This is a genomic window from Paenarthrobacter sp. AB444, assembly GCF_028736865.1.
Lineage (GTDB): Bacteria > Actinomycetota > Actinomycetes > Actinomycetales > Micrococcaceae > Arthrobacter > Arthrobacter nicotinovorans_B.
This window is the reverse complement of sequence record NZ_JAQZBY010000006.1, coordinates 1-20612: the sequence shown is the minus strand read 5'-3', so window position 1 is coordinate 20612 and position 20612 is coordinate 1. Positions and strand designations below refer to the sequence as shown.

The window sequence follows — 20612 nt, the reverse complement described above, 5'->3', positions numbered from 1 at the left end:
GTGACCTGCGGTGGTTCCTCACGCGTGCCCGGATCTGGACCCGGCGTGGGCTGATCCTGATTCTTCGGGTCTCCCGGCTTATTTCCATCGGCGTGCGCCAGATCAGGCCAGGCTTGCGCTTCCTGTGGCGTTCGATCCTTCGCCGCTGGCGGCGGTCCCTTGAATTCCGCACCGTCCTGACCACCCTGCTCCTTGCGGTGACATCGTTTGCCATTGTTGGCGCTTACCTGTCCAACCAGATCGCCAACAACCTGTTCCAGGAACGGCTCGCCCAGGCGGAGTCCGAGTCGAGGTACAACGTCAAACAGGTCCAGGACACGTTCGACGGCGCGCAGGTCACCGACCAGTCCAGCGTCATCACCCTCGTGTACGACACTTTGACGGCGGTGGAGGGCCGTGGCTCGGTCATCCAGCGAAGATATGTCTTCGAAGCCGCGCCGGAACAGACCAAGCCCCGCAACCGGTGGGTGGAGTCGAGGGCCTCGGACCAGTTGACCATCAGGGTGATTCCTCCGGATCTCCGCAAAGCCGTTCAAGAAGGCGGCAAGCAGCAATTCTGGGCTCCGACCCAATTCCCCGTGGGCAACGAGGACCGCCCCGGGATCGCGGTGGGAAACAAAGTGACCTTCAACGGCACTGTCTATGAGCTGTACCTGATTTACGACCTCAACACCGCGCAGCAGACGTTGGACGAGATCCAGAACGTCTTGTGGGCCGGCGGGGCGGCCCTCGTCCTGATGATCGGTGCGATTGCCTGGTACGTGACCCGGAACGTCGTCAGTCCGGTGAGCCATGCCGCCGTCGTGTCCGAGAAGCTGGCCGCCGGGCAGTTGCAGGAACGGATGGTGGTCAAGGGTGAAGACGAGGTCGCCAGGTTGGGGGCCTCCTTCAACCACATGGCCGCAAGCCTCCAGGAACAGATCACCCAGTTGGCCACGTTGTCGCAGATGCAGCAAAGGTTCGTTTCCGATGTGTCCCACGAACTGCGTACCCCGCTGACCACCGTGAGGATGGCGGCTGAGGTTTTGTTCGACGCGCGTGATGAATTCGATCCCATGAACAAGAGATCGGCCGAGCTGCTCTACTACCAGGTTGAGCGTTTCCAGTCCTTGTTGTCGGACCTGTTGGAGATTTCGCGCTTCGACGCCGGTGCCGCCGTCCTTGACGCCGAACCGCAGGACATCTTCCAGGTGGTGGCACAGGTCGTGGAAGGCGCGGCACCCGTGGCCGCGGAGTATGGATCCGAAGTCCGCCTCAATGCCAGGCAAAAGAGCATCGTCGTCGAGATGGATTCGAGGAGGATCGAACGGATCCTCCGCAATCTGTTGCTCAACGCCCTTGAACACGGCGAGGGCAAGCCCGTGCATATCTCCGTCGCGGCCAACGACGACGCCGTCGCTGTCTCCGTCAGGGACCACGGCATCGGGATGAGCCAGGCCGAAGCCGCCCGCGTGTTCGACCGTTTCTGGCGCGCGGACCCTGCCCGGGCACGGACCACCGGTGGCAGCGGTCTCGGCTTGTCCATCGCGGCAGAGGACACCAAACTCCACAACGGCTGGCTTCAGGCCTGGGGCCGCAAGGGCTCAGGGTCCAACTTCAGGTTGACCCTGCCCCTTCGCCAGGGAGAGACCATCGCAAAGTCCCCGCTTCAGCTAGAACCTGCAGACATAGAATTTCCCGGCTCGGCCAGCGAGCGCCAGGTATTGGTCCTCGGCACGGAAACAGCGAGCGCCCTGCCCGGTTCCGAGCGCACGAACGATGAAGGCACTGCAATGGACGAAGAAGCGGGGGATAAGCCATGACCAAGCCTGGACCCCGGCAGCGGAGGGCGATCGTGGCACTGCTCGCGGTGCTCATGCTCCTCCTCTCCTCATGTGCACAGATTCCCCGTTCCGGCCCGGTGGGCAAGAGCAAGGACGAAGGCGCAGGGAACCCCAACGCGCCGGTGTTCTTTCCAGCCGCACCCCGGGCAGGGTCCAGCCCGGAGTCGATCATTGAAGACTTCTACATGGCCGGCAGCGGCTACGAGGACGACTATCCTGTGGCGCGCCAGTACTTGACGCAAGCGCAGTCGGTTACGTGGAAGCCGGATAAGCGGGCACTCGTTTTCCGCTCGGCGGAGGTGGTGAAGTCATCCGTGGAAAATGAGTACCTTTACCTTCTCGACCTCGCCTACTCCGTGGATGCCGACGGCGTAGCAACCCAGTATCCGCCGGGCACCAAGGAGACCATCCCGCTGACGCTTGAACAGGTGGAAGGGGAATGGCGGATTTCCAAAGTCCCGGACGGGACGGCCATTCCCGAAGAAACCTTCAAAGTAATCTACGGGGCTTTCCCCATCTACTTCTACGACCCGACTTTCACTTTCGCCGTGCCCGATTACCGCTGGTTCATCAAGAAAAATACAGTCAAATCCATGACCAGTGCCCTCCTTGCCGGCCCTGCCCCCTACCTCCGTGGCGCGGTTGTCAGTGCCTTCCCTTCAGGCATGAAGCTCGCCCGCGAATCGGTGCCGGTGGTCTCCGGCGCAGCCCAGGTGGATCTGTCGGCCAAGGAATTGTTTGATGCATCCGCCGAGGACAGGCAAAGAATGCAGAACCAGCTGGCACTGACCTTCCGGAGCCAGCCGGATGTCATCAACGTGCAACTGCGGGCAGACCAGGACCTGGTCCGGGTGGAGGACAACGGAACAGTCCTGCCACCTGTTGTGGACAAGACAGTCCCTGCCCATCAGATCGCAGTGAACAACGGTGAATTGGTCCGCTATGAAAACAACCGGATCACGCCCCTGCCTGACATCCAGTCGGTCGCCGGGCTTGGGCCGCATTCGCCTGCTGAGTCACCTGCTTCCCAAACGGCTGCCTTCCTGAACGGCGACAAGACCACCCTCTACTCGATCGAGCCGGGACAGGCCGCCCGCCAACTGACCACCAGGAGCACCCTCACTGGTCCGTCCTTCAGTCCGCAGGACTGGGTCTGGACAGCTGGTCCCGGGGCTAATGGTGCGGCCGAGGTGGTGGCCTACAAACCGACGGGTATCGCGCCCGGAACAACCATTCCCAACGTCACCATCACCCCGTCCTGGCTCTCGGGTCGTACCGTGAAGGACTTCAGGGTCTCCAGGGAAGGGACCAGGGCGTTGGTCATTTCCGAATCCGCCGGAAAATCCACGGTTCAGATCACAGGCATCGTCCGTAATCCCGATGGTGTGCCCAAGGATCTCACCGCTCCCATCACCCTGCTGACCACAGGAGCGGCGAACCAGGGAGTTTGGGTTAACGCGTCCACGGTGGCGGTGATGGCCGGTTCGGCAACATCCACGGTGGTTCCTGAGTTGTTGTCCCTGGCCTCGGGCGAAGCCCAACAGCTCGCGCCGTGGGATGGCCTGACCAGCATCAGCGCCGGAAATGGGCCGGAGCAGATTTATGGGCAGTCCGAGGCCGGAGTCTTCCAGCGCGTGGGAAACGGTTGGGAGCTGCAACTTAAAGGCCCCACGGAACCGGCTTTCCCTGGCTGACACTGCTCCCCGGGAGGCTACGTCGCGGCCATTGCGCCAGACACGGTGGTGTTGACGGGATGTCCACATAGGACGAGGTGAGGGTTTTTTCGTCCAAAGCATCCGGGCAGGCTGGCTTCATGAGCGATCCACCCAGCACTGGAGTCATGGTCCGGCAGAGAGTCGGCCGGGGGAGGGATCCGGACCTCGCTGCCCCGGACCCCGTCCGCGTGCGTCGCCGCGGAAGTGACCGTAGCCGCCTGGGACGGGCGGTGACGGTACTGGAGGGGACACTGCAAGACTTCCTGGCCATCCTGGTTCCCGTCGAATGCATCTGTTGCGGGGCAGAAGACGCAGTGCTGTGCGGTGATTGCGCCAAGCGCGTACGCCGGATCTGTGCACAGCCATTCCGGGCAGAGCACCAATCGCCTGCTCTGGTCACGGTGGACGGCGCGGCCGGAATCGGGGTTGTTGCCGCAGGACCCTACCGCGACGAGCTGGCGCAATGCCTGCTGTCTTTCAAACACTTTGGCCAATGGCGCGTGGGCGGTGTGCTGGCGAGCTGCCTGGGCAAGGCTTTGGGAGCAGCGCTCGGCCATCAGGACGGCTTTTGCCTTGTGCCTGTCCCGACCAGCGGCAGGGCGTACCGAAAGCGGGGATTCAGCCCGGTGCACCTGATCCTGCTGATCGTGCGTTTACGCGGGATTGAGCCGCAACACCGACATCTTGATGCGTTGGAAAAGGTGTGGGCCCCGCTGTCCGGAAAAGGCAGCATGACGTCGTTGCCGGCAGTGGTGCAAAGGATTGCCGACGTCGTGCTTGGCCGCGGAGGCTCAGGTTCGGCATCCGGACAAAAAGGGCTTGGGCGGGGTGAACGCGCCCGTAAGGTCAGGGGATCCATGCGGGTCAAGCCTGGACGGGCGGGGCAGATCAGGGGCGTCCGCTGCATCCTTGTGGACGACGTCCTCACCACTGGAGCAACTCTTGCCGAGGCAGCGCGGGCTGTGGAGGCGGCCGGGGGTGTGGTGTGCGGTGCGGTCGTCCTGGCGGCCACGAGGCCACCAGCCTACGCCTCCATGACAGCACCCTGCGACCAGCCATCAAGTCATTAAGACTCAATCAAAAAATAAGTGGCCAAAGGATGAATAACGCGTGGCGATGAACTAACGTCGGTTGTGGGTACCAAGAAAAGATGTACCTGTCGATAGCGGCTCGGAAAGGGGCTCGACTGTCCGTCAGACCAGCCCCCAACAGTGCCGTTGTCGTGTCACCTGAGTTATTTGGAGGGCACCATGGAGTTCATGATCAGCGGACGAAATCTGACTGTTTCAGACCGCTTTCGCGAATATGCCGGCGAGAAAATCTCAAAGATTGAATCGCTGGGGGACAAGGTCCAGCGGGTAGACGCCAAGGTTTCCAAGGAAACCAATCCCCGGCAAACGCCGGGCGAGCTCACCGTCGAAGTGACCGTCCTGGGCCGTGGCCCCGTTATCCGTGCCGAGGCCACAGCCGCTGACAAATTCGCTGCCTTCGATCTTGCGTACAACAAGTTGCTTGAGCGGCTTCGTCGCGCAAAGGACCGGAAGAAGGTGCACCACGGCCGCCACACCCCCAAGGCCGTTCGGGAAGCTACGGCAACCCTTGAACCTGCAAGCACCAATGCGCCTCTTTACGTAGAGGCCAACAACCACCAGGAAGCCAACGGGCAAGCCGAAGAACGTTCGCCCTATGAGATCGAGAACGACATCCCGGCCGGAGATTCACCGGTCCTGATCCGTCGTAAGGTGTTTCCCGCGGCATCCCTGACACTGGATGACGCCGTGGACAACATGGAACTGGTGGGACACAACTTCTACTTGTTCCTGGACAAGGAAACCAACGCACCGTCGGTTGTTTACCGGCGCAGCGGTTGGACCTATGGTGTGATCAGCCTCGATTCCACATGTGAGCCTGGCGAAGAAGCCGTCGAGGAAAAGATCATCGCCTATCGCTCCGACGATCAGGCCGCCAACGCCAAATAAGGCCTGTATCAGACGAAGGGATCCCAATGACCGCTTCGCTGAGCCTCTCACAGGCACGGCGGATCGCATTGGCAGCTCAAGGATTAGCCAAAGTCCGGCCCACCGGCCCCGTGACGCCACGGGCGGTGGGCCGGACTTTTGACCGATTGCAGCTTGTCCAGATCGATTCTGTAAATGTGGTGGCGCGAAGCCACTATCTTCCGTTCTTCTCCCGGCTGGGAAACTACGATCCCGGCATTCTTTCCGCCATGGCCAGCCGAAAGCCCCGCAGGATGATGGAGTACTGGGCGCACGAAGCCAGCTTTATCCGCCCGCAGCACTTCGCTGATTTGCTCTTGTGGCAGAAGCGCGCATGGGTTGGGGCGCACCGCCTGGATCCCGGTGTCCGCCGTGACATGGAAGACCGGATACTGTCGGCGTTGGCTGCCGGGCCTCCTTTGACGGCGGCGGAACTCACCGCGAAGCTGGGGCATGCCCCCACGGCAGAGCGGGACAACTGGGGCTGGAACTGGAACATCGTCAAGAGGGTTCTGGAACACCTGTTTGAAGAAGGCCGCGTTTCAGCTGCTTCGCGGACACCGCAGTTCGAACGCAAGTACACCCTCACTTCGCGGGTGGTTACGGCCGGTACGGAGGCTGCCGTGGATGCCGGAGAAGCCCTTGACCGACTTATCGACGCGGCCGCCCAGGCCCATGGCATCGGCACAGTCCGGTGTTTTTCCGACTACTTCCGGACGCCTGTCAAGGCTGGAGCCGAGTCTGTTCGAAGGCTTGTAGGTGCCGGCGTCCTGGAACCGGTATCAGTTCGAGGATGGGATCGGGAGATTTTCAGGCATGCCGGCGCAAAGCTTCCCCGGAAGGCCGAAGGGCGGGCGCTGCTGAGCCCCTTTGACTCCCTCGTCTTTGAGCGTCGCCGCCTTGAGGAGCTTTTCGGCTTCCACTACAGGATTGAAATCTATACGCCCGCTGCCAAACGCCGCTACGGATACTACGTGCTGCCATTCCTGCTGGGGGAGCGCATTGTGGCCAGAGTCGACTTGAAGGCCGACCGGACAACCGGCCAGTTGCTGGTGCGTTCTGCGTACGGTGAGCCCAACGCTCCGGCGGATACCGCCGTCGAGCTTGCAGCAGAACTCGAGCTCATGGCAACCTGGCTCGGCCTGCAGGAGGTGGTGGTGTGGCCCGCCGGGGATCTTGCCGGCGATCTCGCGGCGGCCGTTGCCGGACAACACGGCAGTCCCACAGCGGAACCGCGAAACGCCAGTCCGCTCAGAGGTGAACCCGGACACGCCGCCTTGGTCTCTCCCGTAGACTGAAACAGCCAGAATTCGGCAGCATGAGACTGGGAGCACTTTCACGTGGCATCACTAATCGAAAAACTTCTCCGCACGGGTGACAAAAAGACCCTGAAGCAACTGCGGAACTATGCCGATTCCATCAATGCCCTGGAAGAGTCGTTCAAGTCCTTCACGGACGCCGAACTGCGCGCTGAGACAGACCGCCTCCGGTCCCGGCACCAGGACGACGGTGAATCCCTCGATGCCTTGCTTCCCGAAGCCTTCGCTGCCGTGCGCGAAGCGTCCTCCCGGACCCTGGGAATGCGCCACTTCGACGTGCAGCTGATGGGTGGCGCGGCACTCCACCTTGGCAACATCGCCGAAATGAAGACCGGTGAAGGCAAGACCCTTGTCGCGACCGCGCCGGCATACCTGAACGCGCTCACCGGCAAGGGCGTCCACGTGGTCACGGTGAATGACTACCTCGCCGAGTACCAGTCCGAACTTATGGGCCGCGTTTACCGCTTCCTTGGCTTGACCAGCGGCTGCATCCTGGCAAACCAGGACCCCGCCGTGCGCCGTGAACAGTACGCAGCCGACATCACCTATGGCACAAACAACGAATTCGGCTTCGACTACCTCCGCGACAACATGGCCTGGGATGCCAGCGAACTCGTCCAGCGCGGACACAACTTCGCGATCGTGGATGAAGTCGACTCGATCCTCATCGACGAGGCCAGGACCCCGCTCATCATCTCCGGCCCCGCCCAGGGCGACACCAACCGCTGGTATAGCGAGTTCGCCAAGGTGGTCCTCCGGCTCCAGCCTGATGTCGATTATGAAGTGGACGAGAAGAAGCGGACCGTCGGAGTCCTCGAAGCGGGCATCGAAAAGGTGGAGGACTACCTGGGCATCCAGAACCTCTACGAATCCGCCAATACACCGCTCATTGGTTTCCTGAACAACGCCATCAAGGCCAAGGAACTGTTCAAGCGCGACAAAGACTATGTGATCCTCGACGGCGAGGTCCTGATCGTTGACGAGCACACCGGCCGCATCCTTGCCGGTCGCCGCTACAACGAAGGCATGCACCAGGCCATCGAGGCCAAGGAAAACGTCGAGATCAAGGCCGAGAACCAGACCCTGGCCACCGTGACGCTGCAGAACTACTTCCGTATGTACTCCAAGCTCTCCGGCATGACCGGTACCGCCGAGACTGAGGCCGCCGAGTTCATGAGCACCTACAAGCTAGGCGTGGTCCCCATCCCCACCAACCGCGACATGCAACGCATCGACCAGCCGGACCTTGTCTACAAGAACGAGGTCGTCAAGTTCGATGCCGTCGTGGAAGACATCGCAGAGCGCCACGAAGCCGGCCAACCTGTACTGGTCGGTACCACGAGCGTTGAGAAGAGCGAATATCTCTCCAAGCTGTTGGCCAAGGAGGGTATCCGCCACGAAGTCCTGAACGCGAAGAACCACGCGCGTGAAGCGTCCATCGTTGCCCAGGCCGGCCGAAAGGGCGCTGTGACTGTCGCCACCAACATGGCCGGCCGTGGTACTGACATCATGCTCGGCGGCAACGCGGAATTCACCGCCATCGCCGAACTCGCCAAGCGTGGGCTCGATCCGGAGGAAAACTCTGAAGAGTACGAGGCCGCATGGCCCGAGGCGCTCGCCGCAGCCAAGCAGGCTGTCAAGGATGAGCACGAAGAGGTACTGAACCTCGGCGGACTCTACGTCCTGGGAACCGAGCGGCACGAGTCCCGCCGGATCGACAACCAGCTGCGCGGCCGTTCCGGACGCCAGGGCGACCCCGGCGAATCCCGCTTCTACCTCTCCCTGACCGACGACCTCATGAGGTTGTTCAACTCAGGGGCAGCTGAACGGCTCATGAACAGCTCGGTGCCGGACGACGTCGCACTTGAGTCGAAGCTTGTTTCCCGTGCCATCGCTTCCGCGCAGGGACAGGTGGAGGCGCGTAACGCCGAACAACGCAAGAACGTGCTCAAATACGATGACGTCCTGAACCGCCAGCGTGAAGCCATCTACGGAGACCGCCGTCGGATCCTTGAAGGCGACGACCTCCACGAGAAGGTCCAGTACTTCCTTGAGGACACAATCAACGCACTCATCGATGCTGCAACGGCAGAGGGCAACGGCGACGATTGGGACTTCAACCAGCTGTGGACCAACCTGAAGACCCTGTACCCGGCGACTGTTACACCTGAAGAAGTCATCGAAGAAGCCGGAGGCAAGTCCCGGATCACTGCTGATTTCCTGCGCGAAGAAATTCTTTCGGATGCCCGCCTTGTCTACAAGGCCCGCGAAGAAGCCATTGGCTCCGAAAGCATGCGGGAACTGGAGCGGCGCGTTGTCCTGTCAGTCCTTGGACGCAAGTGGCAGGAACACCTGTACGAGATGGACTACCTCAAGGAAGGCATCGGCCTGCGCGCAATGGCACAGCGCGACCCCTTGGTTGAATACCAACGTGAGGGCTATGTCATGTTCCAAAGCATGATGGAGGCCATCCGCGAGGAGAGCATCGGGTTCCTGTACAACCTTGAGGTGGAAGTGACACCTGCCGAAGACGTTGTCGTGCCGGACGATTCTGCCGCGGGGGGACACACGGAGCATCACGATCCCCAGATCCGGGCCGCTGGCCTGCAGGCACCGGAGAAGCCGGCTCAGCTGCAATACACCGCGCCCGGCGAAGACGGGGCTACGCAAACCCGGGTAGAGAGCCGTGGATCAGGTCGTTCCGGGAACCCTGCCAAGGCTGCGGGCCAGGAGCAGCGCAAACCCGCCAAGAAGAAGCGCCGCTAGCCAGGAGCACCGGCACTGAACCGGTAATCATCGCCAACAACGGGGGCGATCCCGAGGACGCAATGTTCCCGGGATCGCCCCCTTTGACATGCCTGGATACTGTTCAGTGGCCGACGAATGGACCTACCCGATCTCCAGTGCCGTCACCCGCCACGCGCCATCGGTGCGTTCAAGTCGCATGGCAACGGCCCGGCAGCGGCCTTCCTCCGCGACGACGATGCTTGCCTCGCAAACTGATTCACTGATGGAACAGGCGCGCACGGACCGGACCATAGGGCTCAGGTGTGGCTGCGGAGTCCCTTTGCTCCGCGCGGCGTGTTTGCGTGTCAGGACAGCCCGGTGCTGAAGGGCCAAATAGCAGTCCGGGTCCAACGAACCCGATAGTTGAATGAGTGGACGAGTACCGGCAAGTACTTCGACGGCGGCTTGGGCAATGCTTCGTGCCACCAGCCGGATGTCGGTATCGGCACCACCCTTGGCGCCGGATGAAGCGACGGCGCGAGGCACTCTTTGACGAACGGGTGGCCGGCCTGCAGTAACAACGGACATGGTCATACCTCTGGCATTCACTACTTGAGCGAAAGCGCGGGGAACGCTCATGCTCGGGTGGCTTCTGCTGGGATGACGCTGGGTTTTGGAAGTGAGGCTCGGTTCCGCCCCTGAGCGGGCAGTTGTTAGATCACGTAGGCGGATTCAGCCGTGTGTTGCGTGTCGGGCTGGCGCTGCTATGCGGGTTCCGGAGGTCGGAGGATCTGTCCCGGGATGAGCACGGAGGGATCGTCCCCGATGATAGAGCGATTCGCGGCGTACCACTGTGGCCAGGCAACGGCTACATCCACGTCGGTCGAGAAAGGTGCAAGCCTGGCTGCTGCAATCGACCACAGCGTGTCTCCTGCTTTCACCTCGACGCCCGCCCCACTTGCTGCTGGGGCTTCCCTGGAGCCGGGCCGGCTGAGCAAGCCGGGAACAACCATTGGAGGATTGGGCTTCCAGCTGGGATCGGGCGCGCCTTGCGGCTGGCTCTCGTTGGCGGCGATGGCCTGCGGGGAGCCGACGCCGTTCGCGGACGGCGGAGCGACGGCACCGGCGAGTGTGCTGCTGTGGGTCGACGTGGGAAGCCACTCCGGCTGCGGTGCAGTGTCCGCGTGTGCCAAACCACCGCCAAAAAGGTTGATGCCGACGACGGCTACGGCGAGCCTGACCATAAAGGTGGGGCTGAAGGTGGAGAGGACTTCAGCTCCCTTGCTGGCCCCCCTCTTATGCAGGAGCGCGGCGACAAATGCCACCGCCAGGGAAAGGACCCACCAGACAACCATTGCGGTGCCAGTGGCACTGGCGGTGAACCCGGCCAGCAGGTCGAACGAGAAACTCTGATTATGTCGCTGGGCGGTCTCCCACTGCGTGAGGAGGATGTTGCCTGTTAAGGCCAGGAGAAGCCCAAGCCCCAAAGTCATCACAGCCAGTCCGGTGTCCCTGCGCAAAGATCGTGCCATTCAAAGCCCCCAAGCTTCGTTTGATGCAGTTTGATGCAATTTGATCTACCTCGGAGTCCATTTTCAGCACACTTTCATGCGCCTGTCCAATCGCGGGGCAGGCCCGCGGGACGGAATTGGTCTTGGCTCCGTTATGCAGCCTAGTCTGACCACATGAGATGGGACTCTCTCTTCAACGATTTGGAAGCACAATTTTCGGCAGAACGTTCTCTGGAGAAGGAAGCAGAGATCACCGAGCGCGCCAGGGTGGAGCTTGCCGGTATCGAGCTCACCGATCGGTTGCGTGCTCTTGGTGCTGGTCGGATCAAAGTTGTCCTGTCCAGCGGAACCGCACTTCTCGGAAGCATCAGCCATATCGGAAGCGAGTGGTTCGTCCTCGACGAAGGAGTGCGCCAGTGGATGATTCCCTTCCCATCGGTTCTCACTTATCAAGGGGTGGGGCGGTTGGCGGTGAAGGCCACTCCACGGCTTGTGAAACCGTTGGGCTTCGCCGCCGCCTTGAGGGCGCTGGCCCGGGACCGTGCATCGGTGGTTGTGCATGTACGGGCGCAGGCACCGCAAAGCTTTGAAACAAAGGGAGTCATCGACCGAGTGGGTCAGGACCACTTGGATGTGGCTGTAGTGCACGAGGGCGAAGTGCGACGCGCGGGGAATGTAGCCAGTGTCGTGACTATCCCCTTCGGCGCGATTGTGGCCGTCGGTTCAGCCAGCGGTCCAGGGTTTTAGTGCGGGACCGGCGCCATCAGCGGGACTTGGACTTGGACTCTTCAATCATTCGGCTGGCTTCTGCGTATCGGTCCTGAATGTATTGCTCGAGCATCGTTTCTTCGATACGCCATTGCCCGCGGCCACCCACCTGGATCGCTTTGAGCTCGCCACTGCGGACCAGGGCATACGCTTGCGGGGAATTAATCTGGAGTTGTTCGGCGACATCGGCCAATGTCAGGAATCGGGGCATGGCTCCATATTGCCACTCCTGCGGGCATTTGGTGTAGTTATCCACAGTTTCGTCCTCTTTGCAGCCGAATGGTTTGGTTGGAGATGCCCCGCCGGTAAGAATGAGGAGGCAGGTCCGCCGACCATGCCTCTAGCCAGACCCGGGGGAGTTGAAAAATGGGACCAAGCGCAAGTCCAGCCGCGGCACGAATGAGTAAGCCCTCCTGGAGGGATCCCCGGCTGTTGGTCGGTATCTTGCTGGTGTTCCTGTCCGTGGCAGGGGTGGTGGCGCTGCTGGGAAATGCCGACAAGACGACTCAGGTATATGCCGCACGGGAAGACATCGCTGTGGGCCAAACGGTGACGGCCGAAGACCTTTCCATCGTCAAAGTGCGGCTGGATGAGGTGGAGGCCGGCTATGTAACGGTTGAAGACGGTCTGTCCGCAGGAAAAGTCGCACTGCAGCGGGTCGCCAGAAACCAGTTGCTGCCACGCGAAAGCCTCGGCACTGCCGATGCGTTGAACAGGAAACCCGTGGCCATCTCCATGGAGGGGGAGCTGCCCAGCCAAGCTGTTCCCGGGGCCCGCGTCGACGTCTGGGTTGCCATGCCCGGAACGGGTACTGCCTATGACGATCCACAGTTGCTGTTACCCGGCGCGGAAATTGCAGAGGTCACCCACGGCTCCACAACTCTCGGAGCATCCAAGACCACTACCGTGCTGGTCCTGGTCACGGACGCCCAAATGCCGAAGCTGCTGGGTGCCCAAGCCAACAAGGCCAAGGTTTCGGTGGTCTGGAACCCGGCGGGCCTGGCCTCATGAGCATTCCGGTGGTAACCGTAGGGGCAGCAAATGAAGCCGTAGTTGATGGCTTGGAGCGCCTGCATGGCCCGGTAACCGTTGTGCGCCGTTGTTCCGAACTCACCGAGCTGCTGGCTGCCTGCCAGAGTGGCCTGGCGCTCGCAGCCATCGTCGGTGACGGGTCCGAAGAATTGACCACTACGTTGGTGGACAGGCTGGGAGCCGTGGGTGTCTGCGTTGTTGCCTTGACGGACAGCGAAGATGAGGCCAGACGGCTCCGTTCCATTGGTGTAGTGGCCGCGTCTGCGGATATTGAACCGGTGGTACTCGCGGCCGAGATTTCCCGGGCAGTGGAACGCACAAGCTCGTACGGTCAGGCAGATGGCCCGCGCAGCACAGGTTTTGCCGCTCCCGCCGCGGATTCTCCCACGGCGCCGCAGCCGGAGGAGGCCATGGCAGAGACGTCTGGTTCAGGGCGGATATTTGCCGTGTGGGGACCGGCGGGTGCCCCTGGCCGGACCCTCCTGGCCGTGAACATGGCCGCGGAGCTCGCCGCTGACGGCCAGTCGGTCATCCTGGTTGATGCCGACAGCTACGGCGCCAGTGTGTCGGCGATGCTGGGGCTTCTGGACGAGTCGGCCGGGCTGGCGCAAGCCTGCAGGCTGGCGGACCAAGGGCTGCTTGATATCGAAGCCTTGACCGCCGCGGCAAGTGAGGTCTTCACAAAGGCCGGTTCCTTTCGCGTATTGACCGGTACGACGCGGGCCGATCGGTGGACCGAACTGCGGGCCGCCGCTCTGACTCTCGTGCTGGAGAGGGCCCGGCAGTTGGCGGACGTCGTGGTGATCGACACCGGCTTCTGCCTCGAAGCTGACGAGGAGCTGACCTTTGACACGTTGGCGCCCCGGCGTAATGCATCCACCCTTTGCAGCCTGGAATTGGCCGATGTTGTCTTCGCTGTCGGATCCGCCGACGCAATAGGGGTCCCGCGGCTTGTACGGGGCCTGGCTGAACTTGAGTTGGTTGTTCAGCAAGCATCCCCGCGCGTGGTGCTCAACAAGGTCAAACGCTCCGCCGTCGGGTACGCCCCGGAGCAGCAGCTGGCCGAAGCCTGGAGCCGGTATGGGCCAGCCTTCGGCATCGAGGCTTACATTCCTTCGGACCCGGAAGCGTGCGATGCAGCGTTGTTGTCAGGCTCCGTCCTCCTCGAATGTGCGCCTGATTCGGACCTGCGACGGGCCATCGCCGGGCTCGTATGTGCTCCTGTCCATCAAAAACGTCATTCCTTTGGACGAACTGCCAGAGCTCCCCGTCGTCTTAAGCGCTAGGCTCGGCATGTGGGCTGCAGAGTCGCAGCAATCAACTTGTGATGGAGGCGTTTGTCGATGTCGTCAGGATCCAGCGTGGAGGATCGGTCCGATGCAGCAGTTGTCCGTGAAGGGTTCTTCGGTGACTACTACGAGCACCTCGCAGAGGAGGACGCCGGGGCATACTCCCCGGAACTGCTGATATCCAGGGCCACCAAGCACAAGGCGGTTGCCCAGTCGCGACGACCTGGCAATGCCTTGGTCGAGATCGGCAGTGAGTCCGACCGGAACGTTGTCTACATTGTTACGGACGACATGCCATTCCTGGTTGACTCGGTCAACGCCGAGCTCGTGCGGCAAAACTGCGCCATCCGCATGGTCATGCACCCACTGTTCGTGGTCACCCGGGACCGGGTCACCGGCGAAATGAGCAGTGTTTCGCGTGTTCCTTCCACTGTGGGAATTTCCAGCGGTGACACCGCGGCCCTGCCCAGCATCGCCCATCTTCTTGGGGATGGGGACAATGCCTCGCACATGGAGTCATGGATTGCGGTCGAAATCGACCGCGTCAGCGATGACACGCGTGAACAGTTGATCGAAGGCCTCCACCGCGTCCTCGGTGACGTACGGGCCGCCGTCGAGGACTGGCCGAAAATGCGCAGCAAGGCGCTGGAGCTGGCCGAAGCTCTGGGGGGAGTCTCCCACCCGGAACAAATTGCTGAACTGCGCCAGGCGCAGGACCTTCTCCGATGGCTGGACAATGGGAACTTCACCTTCCTGGGGTACCGCGAATACGACCTCGTGAATGAAGACGGCGAAGACGTTCTCCAGCTTCGTGAGGACAGCGGCCTGGGGCTCTTGCGCGCCGGGGACACCACCCGTCAGGTCCAACACCTGACAGACGCCGGCCGCAAGAAGGCCAGGGAGAAGCGCGCCCTGGTCATCACCAAGGCGAATTCCCGTTCGACGGTCCATCGGCCGGCATACCTTGACTACATTGGCGTCAAGAGCTTCGACGCCCAGGGCAACGTCAATGGCGAACGCCGTTTCATTGGACTGTTTGCCACGAGCGCCTACACCGGCTCTGTCCGCAGCATCCCCATTGTCCGCGACAAGGTCGATGCTGTACTGCGCAATGCCGGGTTCCCGATCGATTCACACTCCGGCAAGGACCTCCTCGGCATCCTCGAGACCTATCCCAGGGACGAGCTGTTCCAAATCGAGATACCGGACCTGGCCGCGACTGCCATGGGAATCCAACGACTGCAGGAGCGCCGCAGGACGAAGCTGTTCCTGCGGCCGGACATCTACGGCCGTTTCATGTCCGCAGTCGTGTACCTGCCCCGCGACCGCTATACGACCAGCGTCCGGCTCAGGATCGAGCAGGAACTCCGGGAGACGTTCCAGGCCGAGACCATCGACTACGAGGCCCGGATAACTGAGTCCGCGCTTGCCCGTGTCTTCTTCCGGATCAGGCTTCCGCGCACCGCTGAGCTTGCTGAGGTCAATGCCCAGGAACTCGAACACCGGCTGATGCGGGCGTCGAGGTCGTGGAGCGAGGGCATCACAGAGGTCCTCCGCGAGCACCACCCGGCCGAAAGCGCAGACGCTCTGTCTGCCCTCTGGGCCGAAGCGTTCCCCGCCGGATACCGCGTGGATTACGAAGTCGAAGACGCCCTGCAGGACATTGAACGCTTCGAGAAGTACGGTGCGCAGGCTGAGCGGACCGGCGAGCCCATCAGGAACGTAAGGCCCGGGGTCCACGTATATCTTCCCGAAGGTGCCGGTGAAGCTCTGGAAGAGGACGCCCGCGTCAAGCTCTACCTGATGGAGCCCAAGAGCCTTAGCCAGATCCTGCCCTACTTCCACAACCTTGGCCTGGAAGTACTGGATGAACGGCCGTTCGAGATCGAAACCGCTGATCACCGCGACTTCTTCCTTTATGACCTCGGGCTGAAGTACCCCACGGGAGTCGACCCCCTCGCCACCGGGAGCCTCTTGGCCGATTCCTTCGGGGCTGCGGTAACCGGTGCTGTGGAGTCGGACAACTTCGACCGGTTGGTGCTCCGGGAAGGCATGCACTGGCGCCAGGTAGTCGTGCTCCGTGCGTACGCAAAATACATGCGCCAAATGGGAAACACGAACTCCTTCGGCTTCATCGCCGATACCCTCCTGGGCAACCCGGACGTGGCACGTGGACTCATGGACCTCTTCTCGGCACGGTTCGACCCATCCGTGGCGGACGATGTACGCGACGAACGCCAGGATGCGGCACGGACCTCACTTGCCGAGGCTGTGGAGCAGGTGGCCACGTTGGATGCTGACCGTGTCCTGCGCACCTTCATCAACCTCATTGAGTCCACCCTGCGGACCAACTACTTCCAGAACAAGGAATACCTCAGCTTCAAGCTGGACCCGACCTCCATCGAGGGACTGCCGTTCCCGCGCCCGATGTTCGAAATCTGGGTCTACTCGCCACGTGTTGAAGGCGTCCACCTCCGCTTCGGCAAGGTGGCCCGTGGAGGTCTTCGCTGGTCGGACCGCAGGGAGGATTTCCGAACCGAGATTCTCGGGCTGGTCAAGGCCCAGACAGTCAAGAACGCCGTCATTGTTCCGACGGGTGCCAAGGGCGGCTTCTTCGCCAAGAAACTGCCCAATCCCGCTGTGGACCGCGCCGCGTGGATGGCCGAAGGGATCGAAAGCTACAAGACATTCATCCGCGGCCTGCTGGACATCACCGACAACCTCGTAACGTCGAGCGACGGCGAAAGGCTCGTCCCGCCGTCGGACGTCGTTCGTCACGACGGCGACGATTCCTACCTTGTGGTGGCGGCCGATAAGGGCACCGCTACCTTCTCGGATACGGCCAACGGGCTCGCGGCCGAGTACGGCTTCTGGCTGGGCGACGCCTTCGCTTCCGGTGGTTCAGTAGGATACGACCACAAGGCGATGGGCATTACGGCCCGCGGTGCTTGGGAGTCGGTCAAGCGTCACTTCAGCGAGCTCGACCTGGACACCCAGACCGAAGAGTTCACCGTCGTGGGCGTGGGCGATATGTCAGGTGACGTCTTCGGAAACGGCATGCTGCTTTCACGGCACATCCGCCTGGTGGCGGCTTTTGACCACCGCCACATCTTCCTGGATCCGACACCTGACGCCGCAGCGTCCTTCGCGGAGCGGCGGCGGCTGTTTGAGTTGCCCCGCTCGTCCTGGGACGACTACGACCGCTCGCTCATCAGCGAGGGCGGCGGAGTTTATGCCCGGCAGGCAAAGACCATCCCGGTTTCGGAACAAGTGCGCAAGTCCTTGGGTCTGCCCGAAGGGACGACACAACTGAGCCCGCCGGAACTGCTGCGAGCGATCCTGCTGGCACCGGCGGACCTGCTGTACAACGGTGGCATCGGCACCTATGTCAAGGCAAGCACGGAAACCCACGCCGCCGTAGGAGACAAGGCCAACGACGCCATCCGCGTAGATGGGCGTGACCTCAGGGTCAAGGTTGTCGGCGAGGGCGGAAACCTTGGTTTGACCCAGCGTGGACGTATCGAGGCCGCACTGCAGGGCGTCATCCTCAATACCGATGCCATCGACAACTCCGCCGGCGTGGATTGCTCGGACCATGAGGTCAACATCAAGATTTTCGTGGATCGGATGGTGGCCGCAGGCAAGCTCCAGGAGACTGAGCGGGCTGACTTCCTGGCCGACATGACCGACGAAGTAGGCCGCTTGGTGCTCCAGGACAACATCGACCAGAACATCCTGCTGCTCAACGACCGGACACGGGTCGCCGAGTGGAGCCCCAGCTACGAGAGGCTCATGGACTGGCTGGAGAAATCCGCCGACCTCAAGCGGGACCTTGAAGCGTTGCCGACAACCGACACTCTGCGTGCCCGCCTGGAACAAGGCCAAGGCCTGACCTCGCCCGAGTTGGCAGTCCTTTCTGCTTACGCGAAAATCGAGCTCAGTACGGCGCTGCGCGACAGCAACCTGGCTGATGATCCTTGGTTCTCGGACACGATCCGCAACTACTTCCCGAAGCAGTTGCGGGAGAAGTTCGACGCCGATTTGGACACCCATCCGCTGCGGCGCGAGATCATCGCAACTGTGGTGGCCAACGACATCATCAACCTCGGTGGAATCACGTTTGCGTTCAGGGCCATCGAAGAAACCTCGGCCAATGAGGTCGCAGTCGCGAAGGCTTTCGTGGCTCTGCGCGAAATTTACGACCTCGACCCCATGGTGGCGGAGTTGAATGCGCTGCCGGCCTCATTCCCGACGGAACACTGGAGCGAGATCCACCTGGACATAAGGCGACTGCTGGACCGGGCCGTGCGTTGGGTGTTGGGACAAGGAATTGCCTCGCAGCCAATCGCCAGCGTCGTGGATGCGTTCAAGCCGATGATGGCGCCTTTGCGCGCCAAGCTCTTGGACTACCTGCGTGGAGAGGACAAGGTCCGCATCAACGGCTGGCTCGACAAGGCACTGGGCTGGGACGTTCCGGAGCACCTTGCCCGCAGGTGGGCGGAGCTGTTCGAAAGCTATGCCCTCCTCGACATCGCCCGGATTGCCCAGACAGGCAATGAGAGCGTCGAGAACGTGGCCCACGTCTATTACACGGTGTTCAACCGCTTCCACGTGGATTCGTTGCTGGAGCGCATCAGTTCCCTCCCGCGCGATGACCGCTGGCAGGCCTTGGCCCGCGCAGCCCTTCGGGATGACCTGTACTCGACGGTCGCCGACATGACTACGTCAGTCCTTGAGGCAACGGAGTCCAGCGCATCCGCCGAAGACCGGTTGAAGGACTGGGAGGGGTTGAACGCCGAGCAACTGGGCAGGGCGAAGACCATGTTCGACGAGGTCAACGCGCTCGAGGCCGACGACATGGCCTCACTGTCGGTAGCATTAAGGCTCTTGAGGTCAATCGTCCGGCGCTAGGAAGTTCTCCGCGTCGTAACTGGAGGTGCAGTGGCAATCTTTACAGACCCCATCAGGGAACACGCTGATTTCGGGCCTGGAGATGCCGAATGGCTGCACCTCCTGGTTGGCGACTGGCAAATGGTGGCTGATTTGGCTTTCGCTGATCTGGCGTTGTGGTTTCCGCATCCCGAGTTCGGCTACATAGCCCTCGCCCACGTCCGTCCATCGACATCGCATACGGTGTTCCACGCGGACTTCGTGGGCGAGGGCATCCGCTCGGACCTTCGTCCCCTGGTGGAGAAGGCGTGGAACAGCAGAGCCATCGAACGTTCCAGCGAGACCAGCTGGAGCAGCGAGATGGCGTTGCGGGTTGAAGCGGTTCCGATGGTCCGCAACGGAAGAACTCTCGCCGTCGTGACCTCACACATGGACCTCTCCAGCTCCCGCATGCCCTCGAGGCTGGAACTGACCTACCGACAGTGTGCCTACGATCTCCTCCGCATGGGCACCCTCGGGCTCTGGCCCGACTTCGCTTCCCCCACAGGCTCGCGCCGGGGTGCGCCCCGCGTCGGTGATGGGCTGATCCGGCTCGACGCGGACGGCATAGTCCAGTACGCAAGTCCCAACGGGGTTTCCGCCTTCCGCAGGCTCGGCGAAGTGGAGTCCCTCGAGGGGCGCTCGCTTGCCGAGGTAACTGCGGGTCTGCTGAAAGACCGTCGGATGGTGGACGAGACATTGCCCTTGGTAGTGACCGGCCGCATGCCCTGGCGAAGCGAAATTGAATCGAGGGGTGTCAGCCTTTCGTTGCGTGCCATCCCGCTGCGCGACGAACAACATCGATTCGGCGCCCTGGTTTTGTGCCGCGATGTCTCGGAGCTTAGGCGCAGGGAGATGGAACTTGTCACCAAGGACGCCACGATCCGTGAGATCCACCACCGGGTCAAGAACAACCTTCAGACGGTGGCTGCCCTGCTGCGCATGCAGTCCCGGCGGATGGTCAGCGACGAGGCGAAGCAGGGCCTCGAACAAGCGATGCGGCGTGTGGCGACCATTGCACTGGTACATGAAACCCTGTCCCAAGGCCTGACGCAGAGTGTTGATTTCGACGAGTTGATCGGGCGCCAGTTCCGGCTTTCCGCGGAAGTGGCATCGCCGTCCCAGCAGGTCAGAACTGAACGTTCAGGCCTGTTCGGGGAGTTGCCCAGTGATTTTGCGACCCCGCTGGCCTTGGTCATCAATGAACTCGTTACCAATGCCGTTGAGCACGGACTTGAGGGCCGCACCGGCACGGTGTGGCTGGTGGCGGACCGCGCCGAGGGGGACGGCAAGGACGAATTCCTGACAGTAACGATCGCCGACGACGGCGTGGGGCTGCCGGATGGGCAATACACCGAAGGTTTGGGATTGCAGATTGTCCGAACCCTGGTCACCAGCGAACTCGGGGGAACCATTCAGTGGAGCCCGAGGGAAGGCGGCGGTACCGCCGTGCAGATTGTCTTGAATCTCGCACGCGCTTAGCTTTTCCGCGCTGCTGGAGT

At 61.9% G+C, this 20612-nt stretch carries 14 protein-coding genes; 11 read left to right on the top strand and 3 right to left on the bottom strand.

Annotation, left to right across the window (positions count from 1 at the left end):
• The first annotated feature begins 5 nt into the window (after window positions 1-5).
• The 6 genes from mtrB (at window position 6) to secA (ending at window position 9620) form a co-directional block, all read left to right on the top strand.
• Window positions 6-1802, top strand: coding sequence for an MtrAB system histidine kinase MtrB (mtrB, locus tag PQ627_RS09145; protein ID WP_274260591.1), 1797 nt, complete (start codon window positions 6-8; stop codon window positions 1800-1802).
• Window positions 1799-3517, top strand: coding sequence for an LpqB family beta-propeller domain-containing protein (locus tag PQ627_RS09140; protein ID WP_144659785.1), 1719 nt, complete (start codon window positions 1799-1801; stop codon window positions 3515-3517). The genes mtrB and PQ627_RS09140 overlap by 4 nt, the downstream gene beginning before the upstream one ends.
• A 119-nt stretch (window positions 3518-3636) precedes the next feature.
• Complete coding sequence (locus PQ627_RS09135) at window positions 3637-4608, top strand: ComF family protein (RefSeq protein WP_274260255.1); 972 nt, start codon at window positions 3637-3639, stop codon at window positions 4606-4608.
• Between the two features lie 180 nt (window positions 4609-4788).
• The gene (hpf, locus tag PQ627_RS09130; RefSeq protein WP_144659786.1) at window positions 4789-5517 is read left to right on the top strand and encodes a ribosome hibernation-promoting factor, HPF/YfiA family; all 729 of its coding nucleotides are present in this window, start codon (window positions 4789-4791) and stop codon (window positions 5515-5517) included.
• 26 nt (window positions 5518-5543) lie between these two features.
• The gene (locus tag PQ627_RS09125) at window positions 5544-6833 is read left to right on the top strand and encodes a winged helix-turn-helix domain-containing protein (protein WP_274260252.1); all 1290 of its coding nucleotides are present in this window, start codon (window positions 5544-5546) and stop codon (window positions 6831-6833) included.
• Between the two features lie 42 nt (window positions 6834-6875).
• Window positions 6876-9620: a preprotein translocase subunit SecA gene (gene secA, locus PQ627_RS09120; RefSeq protein ID WP_144659788.1), complete on the top strand. Its 2745-nt coding sequence runs from the start codon at window positions 6876-6878 to the stop codon at window positions 9618-9620.
• Window positions 9621-9743: 123 nt separating this feature from the next.
• Here the strand turns inward: secA and PQ627_RS09115 are convergent, their stop codons facing one another.
• Together PQ627_RS09115 and PQ627_RS09110 are read right to left on the bottom strand one after the other, a co-directional pair.
• The gene (locus PQ627_RS09115; RefSeq protein WP_260842354.1) at window positions 9744-10169 is read right to left on the bottom strand and encodes an Rv3235 family protein; all 426 of its coding nucleotides are present in this window, start codon (window positions 10167-10169) and stop codon (window positions 9744-9746) included.
• Between the two features lie 176 nt (window positions 10170-10345).
• Complete coding sequence (locus PQ627_RS09110) at window positions 10346-11113, bottom strand: LysM peptidoglycan-binding domain-containing protein (protein WP_274260248.1); 768 nt, start codon at window positions 11111-11113, stop codon at window positions 10346-10348.
• Between the two features lie 153 nt (window positions 11114-11266).
• On the opposite strand from PQ627_RS09110, the gene PQ627_RS09105 reads away from it, so the two are divergent.
• A complete protein-coding gene (locus PQ627_RS09105; RefSeq protein WP_274260247.1) occupies window positions 11267-11839 on the top strand; it encodes a hypothetical protein in 573 nt (190 codons plus the stop codon).
• A 16-nt stretch (window positions 11840-11855) separates the two neighbouring features.
• Here PQ627_RS09105 and PQ627_RS09100 read toward each other — a convergent pair whose 3' ends face one another.
• On the bottom strand, window positions 11856-12071 hold the full coding sequence (locus PQ627_RS09100; protein WP_144659791.1) for a helix-turn-helix domain-containing protein: 216 nt from the start codon (window positions 12069-12071) through the stop codon (window positions 11856-11858).
• A 155-nt stretch (window positions 12072-12226) separates the two neighbouring features.
• Between PQ627_RS09100 and PQ627_RS09095 the strand changes: the two genes are divergently transcribed.
• The 4 genes from PQ627_RS09095 to PQ627_RS09080 are packed head-to-tail and all read left to right on the top strand — an operon-like array spanning window position 12227 to window position 20592.
• Complete coding sequence (locus tag PQ627_RS09095; protein ID WP_274260245.1) at window positions 12227-12871, top strand: SAF domain-containing protein; 645 nt, start codon at window positions 12227-12229, stop codon at window positions 12869-12871.
• Window positions 12868-14178 (top strand): AAA family ATPase, encoded by a 1311-nt coding sequence (locus PQ627_RS09090; RefSeq protein ID WP_274260243.1) that lies wholly within the window; start codon window positions 12868-12870, stop codon window positions 14176-14178. Before PQ627_RS09095 ends, PQ627_RS09090 begins: the two co-directional genes overlap by 4 nt.
• A gap of 57 nt (window positions 14179-14235) precedes the next feature.
• Entirely contained in the window at window positions 14236-19092 is a 4857-nt protein-coding gene (locus tag PQ627_RS09085) for an NAD-glutamate dehydrogenase (RefSeq protein WP_274260241.1), read from the top strand.
• 30 nt (window positions 19093-19122) lie between these two features.
• Entirely contained in the window at window positions 19123-20592 is a 1470-nt protein-coding gene (locus tag PQ627_RS09080; protein WP_144659795.1) for a sensor histidine kinase, read from the top strand.
• Window positions 20593-20612 lie beyond the last annotated feature (20 nt).